General features: G+C 66.4%; 17 protein-coding genes. 7 read left to right on the top strand and 10 right to left on the bottom strand.

Going from position 1 to position 14,493, the window contains the following annotated elements; all coding sequences use genetic code 11:
• Window positions 1–16 precede the first annotated feature (16 nt).
• From ABRP34_RS20260 to ABRP34_RS20270, 3 genes are read right to left on the bottom strand one after another with little or no spacing between them, the layout of a single operon-like run.
• Window positions 17–625, bottom strand: coding sequence for a DUF3618 domain-containing protein (locus ABRP34_RS20260; protein ID WP_353711552.1), 609 nt, complete (start codon window positions 623–625; stop codon window positions 17–19).
• A complete protein-coding gene (locus ABRP34_RS20265; RefSeq protein WP_353711553.1) occupies window positions 622–1,053 on the bottom strand; it encodes a phage holin family protein in 432 nt (143 codons plus the stop codon). The genes ABRP34_RS20260 and ABRP34_RS20265 overlap by 4 nt, the downstream gene beginning before the upstream one ends.
• On the bottom strand, window positions 1,050–2,000 hold the full coding sequence (locus ABRP34_RS20270) for a hypothetical protein (protein ID WP_353711554.1): 951 nt from the start codon (window positions 1,998–2,000) through the stop codon (window positions 1,050–1,052). The genes ABRP34_RS20265 and ABRP34_RS20270 overlap by 4 nt, the downstream gene beginning before the upstream one ends.
• A gap of 397 nt (window positions 2,001–2,397) precedes the next feature.
• Between ABRP34_RS20270 and ABRP34_RS20275 the strand changes: the two genes are divergently transcribed.
• Both ABRP34_RS20275 and ABRP34_RS20280 read left to right on the top strand, forming a co-directional pair.
• Entirely contained in the window at window positions 2,398–3,288 is an 891-nt protein-coding gene (locus ABRP34_RS20275) for a PRC and DUF2382 domain-containing protein (protein ID WP_353711555.1), read from the top strand.
• Between the two features lie 102 nt (window positions 3,289–3,390).
• Entirely contained in the window at window positions 3,391–4,128 is a 738-nt protein-coding gene (locus ABRP34_RS20280) for a MarR family transcriptional regulator (protein ID WP_353711556.1), read from the top strand.
• A 150-nt stretch (window positions 4,129–4,278) separates the two neighbouring features.
• Here ABRP34_RS20280 and ABRP34_RS20285 read toward each other — a convergent pair whose 3' ends face one another.
• Window positions 4,279–4,488, bottom strand: coding sequence for a hypothetical protein (locus ABRP34_RS20285; RefSeq protein WP_353711557.1), 210 nt, complete (start codon window positions 4,486–4,488; stop codon window positions 4,279–4,281).
• A gap of 88 nt (window positions 4,489–4,576) precedes the next feature.
• Window positions 4,577–5,659, bottom strand: coding sequence for a hypothetical protein (locus ABRP34_RS20290; RefSeq protein WP_353711558.1), 1,083 nt, complete (start codon window positions 5,657–5,659; stop codon window positions 4,577–4,579).
• Between the two features lie 141 nt (window positions 5,660–5,800).
• Here ABRP34_RS20290 and ABRP34_RS20295 point away from each other — a divergent pair, with 141 nt between their 5' ends.
• Both ABRP34_RS20295 and ABRP34_RS20300 read left to right on the top strand, forming a co-directional pair.
• Window positions 5,801–5,983: a hypothetical protein gene (locus tag ABRP34_RS20295; RefSeq protein WP_353711559.1), complete on the top strand. Its 183-nt coding sequence runs from the start codon at window positions 5,801–5,803 to the stop codon at window positions 5,981–5,983.
• A gap of 52 nt (window positions 5,984–6,035) precedes the next feature.
• Complete coding sequence (locus ABRP34_RS20300) at window positions 6,036–6,269, top strand: hypothetical protein (RefSeq protein ID WP_353711560.1); 234 nt, start codon at window positions 6,036–6,038, stop codon at window positions 6,267–6,269.
• A 575-nt stretch (window positions 6,270–6,844) separates the two neighbouring features.
• Here ABRP34_RS20300 and ABRP34_RS20305 read toward each other — a convergent pair.
• Window positions 6,845–7,306, bottom strand: a complete 462-nt coding sequence (locus ABRP34_RS20305; RefSeq protein WP_043418963.1) for a DUF4383 domain-containing protein — start codon at window positions 7,304–7,306, stop codon at window positions 6,845–6,847.
• Window positions 7,307–7,480: 174 nt separating this feature from the next.
• On the opposite strand from ABRP34_RS20305, the gene ABRP34_RS20310 reads away from it, so the two are divergent.
• Entirely contained in the window at window positions 7,481–8,800 is a 1,320-nt protein-coding gene (locus tag ABRP34_RS20310; RefSeq protein ID WP_353711561.1) for a DUF6350 family protein, read from the top strand.
• Between the two features lie 34 nt (window positions 8,801–8,834).
• On the opposite strand, the gene ABRP34_RS20315 is transcribed toward ABRP34_RS20310, so the two are convergent.
• Window positions 8,835–9,272 (bottom strand): hypothetical protein, encoded by a 438-nt coding sequence (locus ABRP34_RS20315; protein ID WP_003802749.1) that lies wholly within the window; start codon window positions 9,270–9,272, stop codon window positions 8,835–8,837.
• A 39-nt stretch (window positions 9,273–9,311) separates the two neighbouring features.
• On the opposite strand from ABRP34_RS20315, the gene purN reads away from it, so the two are divergent.
• Window positions 9,312–9,887: a phosphoribosylglycinamide formyltransferase gene (gene purN / locus ABRP34_RS20320; protein WP_353711562.1), complete on the top strand. Its 576-nt coding sequence runs from the start codon at window positions 9,312–9,314 to the stop codon at window positions 9,885–9,887.
• A gap of 96 nt (window positions 9,888–9,983) precedes the next feature.
• Here purN and ABRP34_RS20325 read toward each other — a convergent pair whose 3' ends face one another.
• A complete protein-coding gene (locus ABRP34_RS20325; RefSeq protein WP_003802746.1) occupies window positions 9,984–11,336 on the bottom strand; it encodes an MFS transporter in 1,353 nt (450 codons plus the stop codon).
• 180 nt (window positions 11,337–11,516) lie between these two features.
• Here ABRP34_RS20325 and purH point away from each other — a divergent pair, with 180 nt between their 5' ends.
• Window positions 11,517–13,187, top strand: coding sequence for a bifunctional phosphoribosylaminoimidazolecarboxamide formyltransferase/IMP cyclohydrolase (gene purH / locus ABRP34_RS20330; protein ID WP_353711563.1), 1,671 nt, complete (start codon window positions 11,517–11,519; stop codon window positions 13,185–13,187).
• A 123-nt stretch (window positions 13,188–13,310) separates the two neighbouring features.
• Here the strand turns inward: purH and ABRP34_RS20335 are convergent, their stop codons facing one another.
• Window positions 13,311–13,445: a hypothetical protein gene (locus tag ABRP34_RS20335; protein ID WP_353711564.1), complete on the bottom strand. Its 135-nt coding sequence runs from the start codon at window positions 13,443–13,445 to the stop codon at window positions 13,311–13,313.
• Window positions 13,446–13,473: 28 nt separating this feature from the next.
• Window positions 13,474–14,475, bottom strand: coding sequence for a hypothetical protein (locus ABRP34_RS20340; RefSeq protein ID WP_353711565.1), 1,002 nt, complete (start codon window positions 14,473–14,475; stop codon window positions 13,474–13,476).
• Window positions 14,476–14,493: the final 18 nt, after the last annotated feature.

Raw genomic sequence — 14,493 nt, forward strand, 5'->3', positions numbered from 1 at the left:
TTAGGTGTTTCGCAAGCTATGTGTTTTGGACGTGGGTTTTGGCGTCGGTGGCGGTTGCTTTGACGTCGGTGGCGGCGGTTTGGCTTTCTTCCTTGACGTGCTGGGCGGCGTCGGTGGCGGTGGCTTTGACGTTTTCCATGGCGTCCTGGGCGGGTTCCTTCCAGCCCTGGGCCATGTCTTTGGCGGCCTCGGTGAGCTGGGTGGTGACCGGTTCGGCGGCGGTCTTGAGGGCGTCGGCGGCTTCGCGTTCCTTCTCGCTTGGGGGGATGAGTGAGGAGACGAGCAGGCCGGCGCCGAACGCGATGAGGCCCGCGGCGAGGGGATTGCCCTGCGTTTTGGTTTTGACCTGGTGGGGTGCGTCGGCGATCGCTTCGCCGGCGTCGTGGAGGGCGTTGCCGGCGGTGTCGGTGGCCTGGTGGACCCCGCCCGCGGTGGTGTGGGTGGTGTGTTCTGCGGTGCCCATGACTTTCTCCTTTACGCCGAAGACGGCGTCGCGGACCTTGTCGGTTTGGCGGTGGACGATGTTGGAGGGGGTGACCTTGTCGGCGACGGCGTCGACGTTGGTGCCGAGGCGGGCGCGGGTGGCTTCGATGTCGGCGCGGATGGCGTCCGGGTTCTCACTCATCGGTGGTCTCCGTTCGGTTTGAGGGTGGGCGGGATTTCCCTGGCTGTTTCGACGGTTTGGGGCATGCCTTTGATGGCTTTGAGTTCCTTGCGTCCCACGCTGGCCAGGATCGCGGCGATGATGGCCCAGAGGACGGCGACGACGACGGCGGACCAGCCCAGGCCCATCAGCTCGCCGAGGGCGTACCAGAGGGCGATGGAGAGGAACAGGAGCACGAAGTGCCCGGCGACGCCGGCGCCGGCGAGCATGCCGCCGCCTTTGCCGGCGCGGGTGCCGGATTGTTTCAGTTCGGCTTTGGCGAGTTCGATTTCCTGCCGGATCAGGGTGGACAGGTCCCGGGTGACCTCGCCGAGGAGGTCACCGAGGGAGGTGGTGTCGGCCTTCGCGTGCGCGGCCGTGGGCGGGGTATCAGGGATCTGGCTGCTCACAGGGGACGACCTCCACCCTCGGTATCGTCAGTATCCCGCCGCCTCGGCTCGCCATATCCCGGCTCGCCGGGGGTGGGTTCGCCGTAGGCGGGTTCACCGTAAGCGGGCTGGCCTGTGGCTGGTTCGCCGTAGGCGGGTTCACCGTAAGCGGGCTGGCCTGTGGGCTGTTCCCCGTAGGTTGTCTCGCCGTAGGCCGGCTGGGTGTAGGCGGGCTCTCCCAGTTCGGCGCGATCGTAGAGCGGAGCGCCGACTCCTGCGTCCATGCTGCCTTCGGTGACCGGCGGCTGGACGGGGTAGGGCGGTATGGTGTCAGATCCATAGCCGGCTGTGCGGGTTTCGGGGGCGCCGGCCTGCAGGCTGCGGCCCAGGCGTCCGGCGACCAGGCCTGCGCCCGCTGCCAGGAGCAGGAACGTGCCGGGGCGCTGGCGGGCAAAGGACTTGACCTCGTCCAGCAGTGAGCCCGGATCCCGGTTGTCCAGCCAAGACGCGACCGAGGCGGAGCGGTCGGCGGCCTGCCGGATGAGGTCCGCGGCCACGCCCTGCTGGTCCGGCGCGTCGGCCATGGTGCGCAGCTGCGAGGAGATGCTGCGGATGCCTTCGGCGGCCTTGGCCTGCTGGGTGCCGGCCTGGCTGGTCAGGTCCGACTTCGCCTGGTGCAGCAGATCCCGGGCACTGTTCTTGGCTTCAGACGCGACATTCGCGGCCTCCGCCTTGGCCGTCTCCGCTACGTTCCGGGCGGCACCTTTAGCCTCGCCGGCGACGTTCGCGGCCTCTTCCTTCGCCACGTCCTTCTTCGAAGACGCGTCATCCTGGTAGCCGGGAGTGCCGTAACCGGTGGTACCCGCTCCAGTTGCGCCGTATCCCGTGGTGCTGGCGCCGTAACCCGAATTCTGTGTGGCCGGGGGAGTGGTGAGGTCTTCATCCTGCGGCCATTGGTTCTCAGTCATCTTCGCTCTCTCTTTCCGAAAGGGGCAGCTGCTGTACAGGAACCAGCGTTGCTGGCATGCAATGGTAAGCATGTTTACTAATAAATAGTAAGCACCCTTGGCATTTTTTCACAGCTCCGTTTTTCTGGTGTCGACCGCCGGCGGGACTTGCGGCGTGTCCCCGACCGCCCGATCCAAGAAAAAAGCTAAGTTGGCTTGCCAATCTGATAGTAAGCATGCTTAGGGTATAGGTGCGGGGTCGGATTGCCGGCCTCGGCAGCGACGAAGGACTGCCCGGCAGGGTGCGGCAGTTGCCGTTCTAAGGCGGCGAGAGCGTGCCCTGGCCTGCCGTTGCGCCATCGTCGGCCTCAGCGTGGACAGCCACATTTGAACACGAAGTCAACTCCAAGGAGACAGCATGCTCACCAAGGAACACATCGACGACCTGCTCAACAAGAATGGAAACATCCTCTCCGCAGATGGAGACAAGATCGGTTCCCTCAGCCAGGTTTATGCGGATGATGACAACGGGCAGCCCACCTGGGTGACGGCGCGGACCGGCCTTTTCGGGACGTCGGAGTCGTTCATTCCCCTTGAGGGAGCACGGCTTGAAGGAGCCGACATAGTTGTCCCTTACAGCAAGGACCAGGTCAAGGATGCTCCGCGCGTGGATGCTGAGGGTCACCTTGATCCGTCAGAAGAGGACCGGCTCTACGAGCACTACCAGCTAAATGGCAACGTGACCTATTCCGAGGCTGCGACCGGGCATGGCCCCGACTCCGGCCGGTCGGCAGCGGACCGGTCCGCTGCCGACCGGTCCGCTGCCGGCCGGTCCGCCACCGAGCGGGATGCGCAGTTCGCTGCCGCGGGGAGCGGTGGAACTTACAGCGCTGCGGATGACAGGCTCGAACGCGACACGTCCGGACTGGCCGATGACGACGCCATGACCCGGTCGGAGGAGCGCGTGAGTGTCGGCACAGAAAGGCAGGCTGCCGGCCGTGCCCGTCTGCGCAAATATGTGGTGACCGAAAACGAGACCCGGACAGTTCCGGTGCAGCGCGAGGAAGTACGGCTGGAGCGCGAACCGATCACCGAAGGAAACCGGGGCGAGGCGTTGAGGGGACAGGACATCAGCGAAGCGGAACACGAGGTTGTTCTTCACGAGGAACATCTCGTGGTGGACAAGGAAACTGTTCCCGTCGAGCGGGTCAGGCTGGACACGGAAACCGTCACGGATGAAGTAACGGTGGATGAACAGGTCCGCAAGGAGCGCATCGAGACCGACGGCGTCGAGGACACCCGCCGTTAACGAGCCCAATGCCGGGGCCGGGTGACCGGCCCCTGCGTTGTCGGCATTTTGGGCTGGCGGTACTGCCAGCACGGGCTCAAAGGGGAAAGAAGGTCTAAACCGATGGTCCCGAATCCTGACGCGGAGCAGTGGGGGCCTCACCAGCTGCTGTCCATGGCCGCCAGGCTTGTCCAGCGCAGGCAGGACCAGGCGCTGGCAGAACTCGGCCTCACCCATGCCGCGGTCATTGCGCTCCAAGGCCTGACGGACGGGCCACTGAACCAGGAGCAATTGGCCGCCGACATCAAGGTCCGCAGTCAGTCCCTAGGGCGGGTTCTGGCCCGACTTGAGGGGGCAGGGCTTGTGGCCCGTGAGTCGAGTTCGCTGGACAGGCGGCACAACCAGGTATCCATAACGGAAGATGGACGGAAGGCGCTGGAGGCAGCGCGGAAAGCGGAACAGGACGCCCTGCCCCCCGACGTCGTCGAGGGCACAGTTCTGGGCCGGGAGCTGGCACGGGTCATCAGTTATTTTCCCGGCCGCTCCAAGGCAGGCTCGGCCAAGAACCAGAATGCGGCCGCCGGCGTCGGTGACCCCACCATGGACGAGGCCGCCGAGGCGGGCACTCCTGTGGCCAGTGCACCCGCAGAAGGTGCACCCGCAGAAGGTGCACCCACAGAAGGTGCGAGGCCAACAGAAGGTGCACAGAGGGCTTCGGGCACGGGCACGTCGGCGGAACCTGCCTTGCGGGCATCGGCCTCTGAAGCAGATGGGGCCGGACAGGACGCTATTCCGGCGCCGGAGGACGGCGCCGGAACAGGGCAGAAGCCAAAGGGCGTGGGCGACTCCAGCACCGAATAGGCATACGGCCTTGGGTTGCTTTTTTCGGTCACTGAGGAGGAAAGTGTCGCCGCGCCGCACGCGGCGACACTTTCCTGGTGGGCGCGATCCGGTCCGGGCTCAGGGGCCGGACCGTACTTTAGCCTCGCTGTGACATCCCTGGCGCCGACCCTAGCTTCGCTGTTGCATCGGGTCCGGCCAGTTGCCGATGAGGCCGGACATGGGATCGGGCCAGTTACCGATCCGGCCGCGCATGGGATCGGGCCAGTTTCCGATCCGGCCGCGCATCGAGTCCGGCCAGTTTCCGATCCGGGCGCTGTGGGCTCCGGACTGCGGACGGGACGGGCGAGGGGCAGCAGATAACGGGGCGTGCGTAGACATGACATATTCTCCTGACTGAACGGGTGGTCCTTGCGCAGAGTTGCGCAGGTGGTCGTTTCTGCCCGGAAAGTGGGCAGGGGTGACCTGTTCAGTCGGGGGAACACCCCGGATCGAAGGCTGGGCTGGCTGGAAGGTCTTGGGCCGCATCGAATGCACGGGCGCCGGCATGCAGCGGCGTCCGGTCCCAGTCACCGGCCATTTCGACGGCCTGAGCGCCAGAGCCTTCGGAGCCTGAGGAGGAGTTCCCAGACGTTCCCTCCGTCACAGCAAGGGACTGAAGGTGGCCGTCGCCGGGCCGGTCTCCAAGGTGTAGCTTGTGGGTGGCGTGGTTGACTCCTGCCAGCTCGCGCTGTCCGGGCGTGATCATTTGAAGCTCGGCCAGCGAGAGGCCTGCGCCGGAGAGTGGCAGGCGGGTGCCGGCCTCGGGAATGGCTGGGGCCACTGTCTCCGCCGTCGCCGGCTGTTGCGCGTGGCCTGCCGCCCTTAGGCTGGCGGTCCGCGGCCCAACCGCCGATGGCGAAACGGCGAATGGCGGCGCAGCAAGATCTGGCGACTTGCCTCCGGAGGCGGGAGTCGTCGTCGGAGGCGTGATGCCCGGTGCAGGAGCCGCGGGCTGTTCCGGAACCGGCACGGAAGGCGCCGGAACGGACGGGACCGGAACTGAGGGGACGGGTACGGAAGGAATGGCCGGCGTTGCAGGCAGCCGGGGCGCCGACGAAATGACGTCCTCCACGGCCCTAACCAGGGTGTCCGCCTTAGCGAGCACGGGCGCCGTCGCGGTGGTCACGGCTGTCACCGCCGTCGATGTCTCCTTGACCACGGCGCCGGCCGTGTCCGCCAGAGTGCCGACGACAGTCGACACGGACTTGGTGACGTTGGCAGGGAGGCTCGGGGCCGCCGGCAGGGCAGGAGCGACCGGAAGCACCCTGGTCGCCGGGGCCACCTGGGAAGCAACCGAAGCCAGCGGAGCAGAAACCGCCGACTTCGCAATGGCAGCCACGGGAGTTTTGACAAGGGAACCAGCGTTGAGGGAACCGGTATCCAGGGAACCGGCCGTCACGGTGTCCCCGGAAGCTGCCTCAGCGGACGCTGCGCCCCAGGTGATCCACGCGAGAACCAGAAGGGCGGGCAGCAGGAGGGCGCGAAGAACGGCAGCTTTGACAGAGCGCAAGCCGTTGCCCACCCGAATCACCCCCCAGCGCGGTGGAAGGCCAGAATATGCCTGCCGCCCAGCTACGTCCAGAGGAAAAAAGTTCGCGCACGATCGAGCAGGCGGGAACGCTATAAAATTGAAGCAGAAGGTGCTGCAGGGATGTCTGGGTCCATCGTCGTCGTGTTGGTGCTGCTGGCCGCAATCGCCGTCGTCGCCGTTGCGGCAACGGTGCTGGCCGTGTTGCGCGACGGGCGAGGCGAAGTGCGGAGCGAACCGTCTGAAGAGCCTTGGACTGCCGGGAATCTGCCCAGCGAGCCATACGCCCAGATCCGATTCAAATAGCGGCCACCGGAGGGGCGTTCCCGGCTGCGGCTCCCGATCCTATACTGACGGTGTGGGAACCTCCCTGCTGTTCGGCGTGGTGGCTTCTAGCGCACTTGTTATAGGTGCGCTTATTGGTGCCCGTCTTGAACTGCCGAAGCGGCTGCTGGCGATCCTGCTGTCTTTTGCCGCAGGCGCACTCATCACGGCCCTGACCTTCGAGCTGTTTGAGGACGCTTACCAGCGCGGCGGCAAGTACGGGCCGCGCTTGGGCTGCTGGTGGGTGCGGTGGTCTTCACTGCGCTGAGCGCGATGCTTGACCGGTGGGCGCAACCAGGGGCCAAATCAGTGCCGGCAGATGAATTCCGCGGCAGCGCGAAGCTGAACACCGATGCGGCCGCCCAAGAGAAGGCCCCCGCGTCGACGTCCACCCGGGGTGCCGCCGGAATGGCGCTGCTTGCAGCCGTGACGCTGGACGGGGTGCCGGAAAATATCGCCCTGGCACGGATCCGGAAACCATCTCCCTGCCGCTGGCATTTGCCGCCGGGGCCGTCATCGCCTCCCTCGCGGACACCCTGATGCCGGAGGCCTTCGAACACGGCGGACCCGCAGTGGCGCTCAGCACGGCGGCCGGCTTCGTGCTCTCCTTCGTGCTGTCCCTTGCCTGATCTCTGCGCCCTGATCTCTGCAATCCGGCCGGGTCCTCGCCGGCTTGCCGCTGCCTCCGGGGCAGGAGGGGTTTACGGACACCAACTTTCCGGACACAAAGTTGGTGCAGCCGCCACGACATAACGTGGCCGCCTGCACCAACCGGTAGTACGAATACTCAGATTAGATATCTATTCATTCGCGGCTCCTAGTTCCCGGCGTTCGCGTTCCGGGCTATTTCCTGTCCTCGACCGAATGCCGTGAAAACATCCAGCCGGCGGCAATCATCAGTACACCAGCCACCATCATGGTCCAGTTGTCCGTCATGTTCAGCGACAGGAAATTGGCCGCCGAATCCACTCCGACACTGAGCCCGTAAATGCTGAGAATGATGTATAGCGCACCGGCGCCCAAGAGGAACCTGCGGGCACCCATCTCACTGCGGGACATGGCCCAGCCGGTTCCGCCGATCACCAGTTGCACAATGTTGAGCAGCATGGACACCTGGAACAGGCCTAGGAACATGGCGTGCGAATCGGGCCCAAGGAACATCAGTTCGCCATACCGTGCGGTAATGCCCGGGATGAACCCCAGCACACCGGCAACCAACGCGACAATACCAACACCCATGCCGGCGTTCTGGACGTCAGTCCTGCCAAAGTGAACGCCATGTGCATGTGGGGATGCGGTAGTCATTTTCTGCCTCCAACCACTGAATGCGGACAAGCTAATTTTACGACGGGCATCCCGAAAAAGCGCCCGCCGTCGAACCTGCCGCTACCGGCGCAGGCGCATGACCGTCCGACTTCTCGCGCCGTTGAGCCTGTCGAAAACAGGTGAGCCGTGCACTGCATGGCACGATGGGAGGCGATGAAACTGCGTGCTGACCAGACCGGAGACCGTGGCCTACCCATGCCCCTGTGGCTGCAGGGCGGGCTGGAGTCCGCGCAGGCGGCCATCATTTCCGCGCTGGTGGTCATCGCCCCCATCGTTGCCGTGTGGGCGACCTCGGGCTTCGGGAGCGCCGGCTTCGATGTCCTGGCCCGGCTGGCCGGCCAGGCGTGGCTGGTCATCCACGGGGTGCCCCTGTACCTCACCACCGTGGGGGAGGGCTCTGCCGCGAGGCCGGAGACCGGCACGCTGTCGCTGCTTCCGCTGGGCCTGACCCTTATACCGTTCCTGCTGGCCTGGCGGGCGGGCAGGCGTCTGGCCCGGGCGTCGTACACGGACCAGCTGTGGCAGGCGCTCCTCGGGTCGTGGCTGGTCTATGCAGGGTTTGGCATTGCCACTGGATTCATTTGCCGGACCGAGGACGTTGAGGTTTTCCTGTGGTGGGCCGGACTCCTTCCGCTGGTTCCGTTCGGCCTCGGGATGGTGATCGGCGCCCGGCGGGAGGCCGGTTCATGGAGCCGGCTGATCGGCGTCGACGCCGTGGACTGGATCGCCCGCACCAGCCAGCACTCGCGGTGGGCGGGATCGTATCTGGCCTCGGCAGCCAAGGCCGGCTTCGTGGCCGTCATCGCGGCGCTCGCCATCTCCTCGGCGTTGCTGGCCGTGGATCTCTTCATCCACTGGAACCTTGTGGTGGCGGTCTATGAAGCGCTCGACGCCGGACCCGTCGGAGGCGCGGCACTCACCATCGCGCAGCTCGGCTTCTTGCCCAACCTCGCCGTCTTCGCCCTCGCATGGCTGACCGGCTCCGGATTCGCGCTCGGCGTTGGTTCCCAGGTGGGCCCGCTGGGAACCGCCGTAGGACCGCTGCCCACTATCCCGGTTTTTGCAGCGATCCCTTCCGGTCCGCTCGATTTCGGACCGGTGGCGCTAGTGGTTCCCGTGCTCGCCGGTGTCCTGGCCGGCTGGTGGTTCCTGCGCGAAGGTGAAAACCACTTCGATGAATGGCTGTCCATCAAACTCCGCGTGCGCTGGCTGACGGCCGCCGCGTCCACGCTGTTCTTGGCGCTGATCGTCGGGGCCGCCGCCGGGGTACTGGCCGCAGCCCTCGCGTGGCTGGCGCGCGGCTCGGCCGGAATCGGCCGCCTCTCGGACATCGGCCCGGACCCAATGTGGACGGCAGTCTGGCTGGCAGCGGAAGTCGGCATCGGCGTCGTAATTGGGTATGCGGCGGGGCCGTGGCTGGAACGCCGGCAACTGCACGACGCCGAGCAGGGGACTGCCCCGAGCGGCCAATAGTCTTCCGCGCGTGGTCTTCCGCGCCGGGGCGGCTCTAGCGTACGGGTTGCTTGAGTGGTCCGGGCAGCGAGTTCTCCAGCTGGACCCGGCATTCCGTGCTTGCCTTGCTGGTCAGTGCCTGGCGGGAGCACTGCTGGAAGTCCCGCACCTGGTTGAAGAACAGCGCCGAGGTCAGGACCAGGATAACCATGACGGCGGAAACCACCAGGCCGGAGATGGTGCCGAACAGCACCAGTTTCGATTCCTTGAACCGGATGGCCCGGATGAGCACAATAATCCCCAGCGCGATGCCCGCCGCCGTCAGAATGGCCGTGAGCCAGAGGTAGGCGATGTCCAGCTGGAACACGAAGAAGGCGCCCAGCACGGCCACGATGAACATGCGGAACAGCGTGTGCGTCTTCTGGAGCGAGGCTTTGGCTTCCTCGCTGAGCGGACGCGCGGTCCGCTGCGGCCCTTGGGGAGTGGGATTCATGTTTTCCAGCCTACGCGAGCAGCCGCCTAAGCTTGAGCAATGCGCATAGTAGTCCTCGTTTCCGGAACCGGTTCCAACCTCCAAGCCGTCATTGACGCCATTCAAGCCGGGGACCTGGATGTTGAAATCGCCGCGGTGGGCGCGGACCGCCCGGGAACATACGGCGTGGAACGCTCGGCGGCAGCCGGGATCGACACGTTCGTGGTGGACTTCAAGGCCTACCCGGACCGCGCGGAATGGAACGCCGCGCTGACTGAAGCCGTTGCCGCTTACCAGCCGGATGTGGTGGTGTCCTCCGGCTTCATGCGGATCGTCAGCCCCGAGTTCATCGACGCCTTCGACGGCAAATACCTCAACACGCACCCCGCCCTGCTGCCGTCCTTCCCCGGCGCCCACGGCGTCCGCGACGCCATGGCCTACGGAGTGAAGGTCACGGGTTGCACCGTGCACTGGGCCGACGCCGGCGTGGACACCGGGCCCATCATCGCCCAGGAAGCGGTGGCCATCGAGGACGACGACACCGAGGACACCCTGCACGAGCGGATCAAGGTGGTGGAGCGCCGGCTCCTGGTCTCCACCCTGGCGTCGCTGGCTGCGGCGTACGCGCCCAAGTAGCCCGCACCACACCCATGTAAGTAGCAGCAGGGGGCGTTCCCAGCCTTGGGAACGCCCCCTGCTGCTACTTACATGGGGGATGGGGAGCCCGGGCAGCTACTCGAGGCGGCGCTGCCGGGTTTCGGGGGAGAAGAAGGCCATCCACAGCACGGACAGGACCACCAGGCCGCCGGCGAGGGCGAAGGACGTGGCGAGCCCCAGCTGCGGCCAGAAGTAGTTCGCGAAAATGAGCGGGCCGAAGCCTGCCCCCAGCCGCGAGAACGTGGATGCCCAGCCGAAGCCACTGCCGCGCAGCTCCGTGGGGTACAGCTCGGAAACGTAGGCGTAGAGCACCGGGATGGCCACCTGCACCACGAACCCGAACACCAGCAGCCAGAACACCGCGGCTGTGGGCACGTCCACCACGAACGCCACGACCACCAGGACGAGCGCGGACAGGGGCCCCGTGATGGCCAGCAGCCACTTGCGGCCCACACGCTCCACGAGCAGCGCTGCCGCGATCACGCCAAGGAGCCCGACGGCGGCCATCCCCGCCGTCGTCAGGAACGCCTTGTACTCGGCGAACCCGGCGCCGATCAGGATCCGCGGCATCCAGGTCAGGGACAGGTAGTAGACCAGCAGGATGCTCATGAACAGCGCCCAGGCGGCGGCGGTGATCTTCCAGTTGAACTGCCAGACCCCGCGCAGCTGCTGCCAGGCGCTGCCGGCGGAAAAGCGCGGTACAGCCTGCGGCTCGGGCAGGCTGTAGGCCCGCGGTTCGGCGCCGGTGGCCTCCACCAGGCCGTCAATCACCCGGGCAGCTTCATCGCGGCGGCCCTTGCGAATCAGGAACAGCGGCGACTCGGGAACGCTGCGCCGAACCCAGAACACCAGCAGGGCCGGCAGCACCATGACGAGCATGGTCAGGCGCCAGTCGGCGAAGGCGGCCACGAGCCAGGCGGAAACGAACCCGCAGAGCGCCGCACCCACGGGCCACCAGCCGTCCATGGCCGTGAGGACCCTGCCGCGCTGACGGCGCGGCGTGAACTCACCCACCAACGCATAGTCCACGGGAATGCAGCCGCCCAGGCCGAACCCGGCCATGAAGCGGAACACGCAGAACCAGAGGAAGTCGGGGGAGAAGGCGCCGAGCACCGTGAAAAGCGAGAAGATCAGCAGCGTGGCCGTGAAAGCCTTCCTGCGTCCGATGGTGTCCGCGATGGTGCCCCAGATGAAGGCGCCCAGGGCCATGCCGATCAGGTTGGCTGTGCCGATCCAGCCGGCCTCGCCCGGGGTGAGGCTCCAGTGCGTGGACAGCAGTGGAATGAGGATGCCGTTGAGGGTGACGTCCCACGCATCGAACATGAATCCCAGGCCGCCGATCACGAAGATCCGGCCCTGCACTTTCCAGCGCCACGGCAGTTCCTGGACTACCTGCTCGCCACTGGGCACAGCGGTGTAAATATTCATCTCGGCCTCCTGCTTAAACCTTACGTTGCGGGAAGGCCCGGAGCGCGGGGCCCTCACGCCGCGAACAGCCCGGCCTTCACACTGGGCCCGTCAGCAGGCGCGGGCCCGTCGACACGATAAACTGGGCCGTATCCCCACCAACCGCGGCACATCAACCGCGAGATAAAGACGGAGACTTTTGTGAGCTTGACGCAGCTTGACCGTGTTCCCATCCGCCGGGCCCTGATCTCGGTATACGACAAGACCGGTCTGGAGGAGCTCGCCAAGGGCCTGCACGCAGCAGGCGTCAAAATTGTTTCCACCGGCTCGACCGCCAAGAAGATCGCCGCGGCCGGCATTCCGGTCCAGGAAGTCGAAGAGGTCACCGGTTCCCCCGAGATGCTCGACGGCCGGGTCAAGACCCTGCACCCGCGCGTCCACGGCGGCATCCTCGCCGACCGCCGCGTCCCCGCCCACATGGAGACCCTCGCCAAGATGGAGATCGAGGCCTTCGACCTCGTGGTGGTGAACCTCTACCCGTTCGTGGAGACGGTCAAGTCCGGTGCCGCGCAGGACGACGTCGTGGAGCAGATCGACATCGGAGGCCCGGCCATGGTGCGCTCCGCCGCGAAGAATCACGCCGCCGTCAGCATCGTGGTGGACCCCACGTTCTACGCCAACGTTGTGCGGGCCGCCGCCGAGGGCGGCTTCGACCTGAAGACCCGCCAGCGCCTCGCCGCCAAGGCCTTCGCGCACACGGCCACCTATGACACCGCCGTGGCCACCTGGACCGCCAGCCAGTTCCTCGATGAGGACGGCGACGGCGTGATCGACTGGCCGGCCTATGCCGGCCTCGCGCTGGAACGCTCCGAGGTCCTCCGCTACGGCGAGAACCCGCACCAGCAGGCAGCGCTGTACGTCGACAAGGCAGCCCCCGCGGGCATCGCACAGGCCGATCAGGTCCACGGCAAGGCCATGAGCTACAACAACTTCGTGGACGCCGACGCAGCACTCCGCGCCGCCTACGACTTCGCGGAGCCCGCCGTGGCCATCATCAAGCACGCCAACCCCTGCGGTGTGGCAGTGGCGTCCCCTGACGCTGCGGACCCGATCGCCGACGCCCACGCCAAGGCACACGCCTGCGACCCAGTCTCCGCGTTTGGCGGCGTCATCGCGGCCAACCGCACGGTCACCGCCGGCATGGCCCAGACCGTGGCCGGTATCTTCACCGAAGTGGTCATCGCCCCCGGCTTCGACCCCGAGGCCGTGGAGATCCTCTCCAAGAAGAAGAACATCCGCCTGCTGGCGCTGCCCGAAGGCTATGGCCGCTACCCGGCCGAAATCCGCCAGGTCTCCGGCGGCGTGCTCGTCCAGATCACCGACAAGGTGGACGCCGACGGCGACAACCCGGCCAACTGGACCCTGGCAGCCGGCGAAGCCGCTGACGAGGCCACGCTGGCCGACCTCGCGTTCGCCTGGACCGCCTGCCGCGCGGCCAAGTCCAACGCGATCCTGCTCGCCTCCAACGGCGCCGCAGTGGGCATCGGCATGGGCCAGGTCAACCGCCTGGACTCCTGCAAGCTCGCCGTTGAGCGGGCCAACACGCTAGGTGTGCAGGTTGAGTCCGACGTCGATGGTGCCGGTGGTGCCACCAACGTCGGGACGGCCGGCGCCCCCGCCCGTGCCCGTGGTGCGGTTGCAGCTTCCGACGCGTTCTTCCCGTTCGCCGACGGCCTGCAAATCCTGATCGACGCCGGTGTCCGGGCTGTGGTGCAGCCCGGTGGCTCGGTCCGTGACGAGGAAGTCGTCGCCGCAGCCAACGCTGCGGGCATCACCATGTACTTCACCGGCGCGCGGCACTTCTTCCACTAATCCCCACCGCCTCCCTAACCTCGCTGCGCTCGGCCAGGGAACCCGGGCGGCGTGGGCCCAACACAAAAGCCCGACGGCGGCTGCCCCCTTAGGGGGACGGCCGCCGTCGGGCTTTAAGCTGGGTTATTTTCCTTCGGCCTGGGACTCCCCTTCCTCCGGATCCGGCAACCGGATGTCCCGGGGGACCGCTTCGGCCATCCGTTCCGGCGTCCAGTAGGCCAGGACCTCCTCGGGCGCCTCGCTGACGCTGTGGCTCACCACTTCGCCTGAGGAGCCCGCATCATCCTTATTTCCTCTGTGCACTGTCGTAGACCTTCATGGTGGTGGAGCCCCAGAACGGCCCGAACATCGTGGTGGAATTCGTGCCGTAGCCGTAGCTGTTGACGGAGTTCTGGAAGCCGCCCGCCCCGCTTGCAGCGTCCGTGTCGCCCTGGGCAAACCACGGGCCGCCCGAGGAACCGCCCGTCATGTCGCACGAAATGCCCTGGGAGTTGAACTGCGGGTTGATGGTGTCATCCCTGGCCGCGCCGGTGCAGCTGACCAGGGTCTGGCCGGTGAACGGGGCCGCGGCCGGATACCCAAATGATTTGTACGTCAGGCCGCGGGGCTGGTTGAACTCCACTCCGGACGCCCCCACCACGTCGGCCAGGTACTTGCCTCCCACCCGGGCTACCACGGCGAAGCCGGTGTCGTACCGGATATCGCCGCCGGACGTCCAGTTCCGTGCCGCGTGCAGGGACCGGGCCGGCCACTGACCGTAGGGGGCCGTCCCGTTCACGTAGCCGGGAACGAAGACCCAGTTGGTGGCGAAGGCGCCGGGCCCCTCATTAACGCAGTGGCCGGCGGTGGCCACGAGGCTCTTGTTCCGGGCAGCGACGGAGTTGCCGGAGCAGACGTAGTTATTTCCGGCGAGCGTGAAGAAGACCTTGCCGATGTGCTTCACCGGGGCCTCATTTGTGTGCAGGGCAGTGGTGACCGTGGTCTGCGCGGCGGTGCCGGCAAATCTCGTTAGGGCTCCCGACTCCACTGCAGCATCGGACGAGGGGCCTTTGTTGTCCTGCCGGGCCACGGCCTTGGCGGCCAGAACATCACCGGGAACGGCGGCACGCATGCGCTCGGGTGTCCAGTAGCCCTGCGGGCTGGACACTGGGGTGCTAGCGACCTGTAGTTGAGTTGAGTCCTGCGACGTTGCAGAAGAGGCTGTGGCGCCGCCGATGGCGCTCACTGCCAGCAACAGACCTGTGGAAAGGCTCAGAAGGCTGCCAGCCAGAGTCTTTTTGCTCGTCATTGCGGTCCTACCTATCAG

Origin of the sequence: Arthrobacter sp. K5, assembly GCF_040448525.1 — a bacterium.
Lineage (GTDB): Bacteria > Actinomycetota > Actinomycetes > Actinomycetales > Micrococcaceae > Arthrobacter > Arthrobacter globiformis.

Excerpts from the sequence above, each read along its gene's own strand:
- ABRP34_RS20310 (WP_353711561.1), top strand. The coding sequence starts at position 7,481 with ATGAAACTGCGTGCTGACCAGACCGGAGACCGTGGCCTACCCATGCCC.
- ABRP34_RS20285 (WP_353711557.1), bottom strand. The coding sequence starts at position 4,488 with ATGTCTACGCACGCCCCGTTATCTGCTGCCCCTCGCCCGTCCCGTCCG.
- ABRP34_RS20325 (WP_003802746.1), bottom strand. The coding sequence starts at position 11,336 with ATGAATATTTACACCGCTGTGCCCAGTGGCGAGCAGGTAGTCCAGGAA.
- ABRP34_RS20340 (WP_353711565.1), bottom strand. The coding sequence starts at position 14,475 with ATGACGAGCAAAAAGACTCTGGCTGGCAGCCTTCTGAGCCTTTCCACA.
- ABRP34_RS20280 (WP_353711556.1), top strand. The coding sequence starts at position 3,391 with ATGGTCCCGAATCCTGACGCGGAGCAGTGGGGGCCTCACCAGCTGCTG.
- ABRP34_RS20295 (WP_353711559.1), top strand. The coding sequence starts at position 5,801 with ATGTCTGGGTCCATCGTCGTCGTGTTGGTGCTGCTGGCCGCAATCGCC.
- ABRP34_RS20275 (WP_353711555.1), top strand. The coding sequence starts at position 2,398 with ATGCTCACCAAGGAACACATCGACGACCTGCTCAACAAGAATGGAAAC.
- ABRP34_RS20260 (WP_353711552.1), bottom strand. The coding sequence starts at position 625 with ATGAGTGAGAACCCGGACGCCATCCGCGCCGACATCGAAGCCACCCGC.
- purN (WP_353711562.1), top strand. The coding sequence starts at position 9,312 with ATGCGCATAGTAGTCCTCGTTTCCGGAACCGGTTCCAACCTCCAAGCC.
- ABRP34_RS20305 (WP_043418963.1), bottom strand. The coding sequence starts at position 7,306 with ATGACTACCGCATCCCCACATGCACATGGCGTTCACTTTGGCAGGACT.
- ABRP34_RS20315 (WP_003802749.1), bottom strand. The coding sequence starts at position 9,272 with ATGAATCCCACTCCCCAAGGGCCGCAGCGGACCGCGCGTCCGCTCAGC.
- ABRP34_RS20270 (WP_353711554.1), bottom strand. The coding sequence starts at position 2,000 with ATGACTGAGAACCAATGGCCGCAGGATGAAGACCTCACCACTCCCCCG.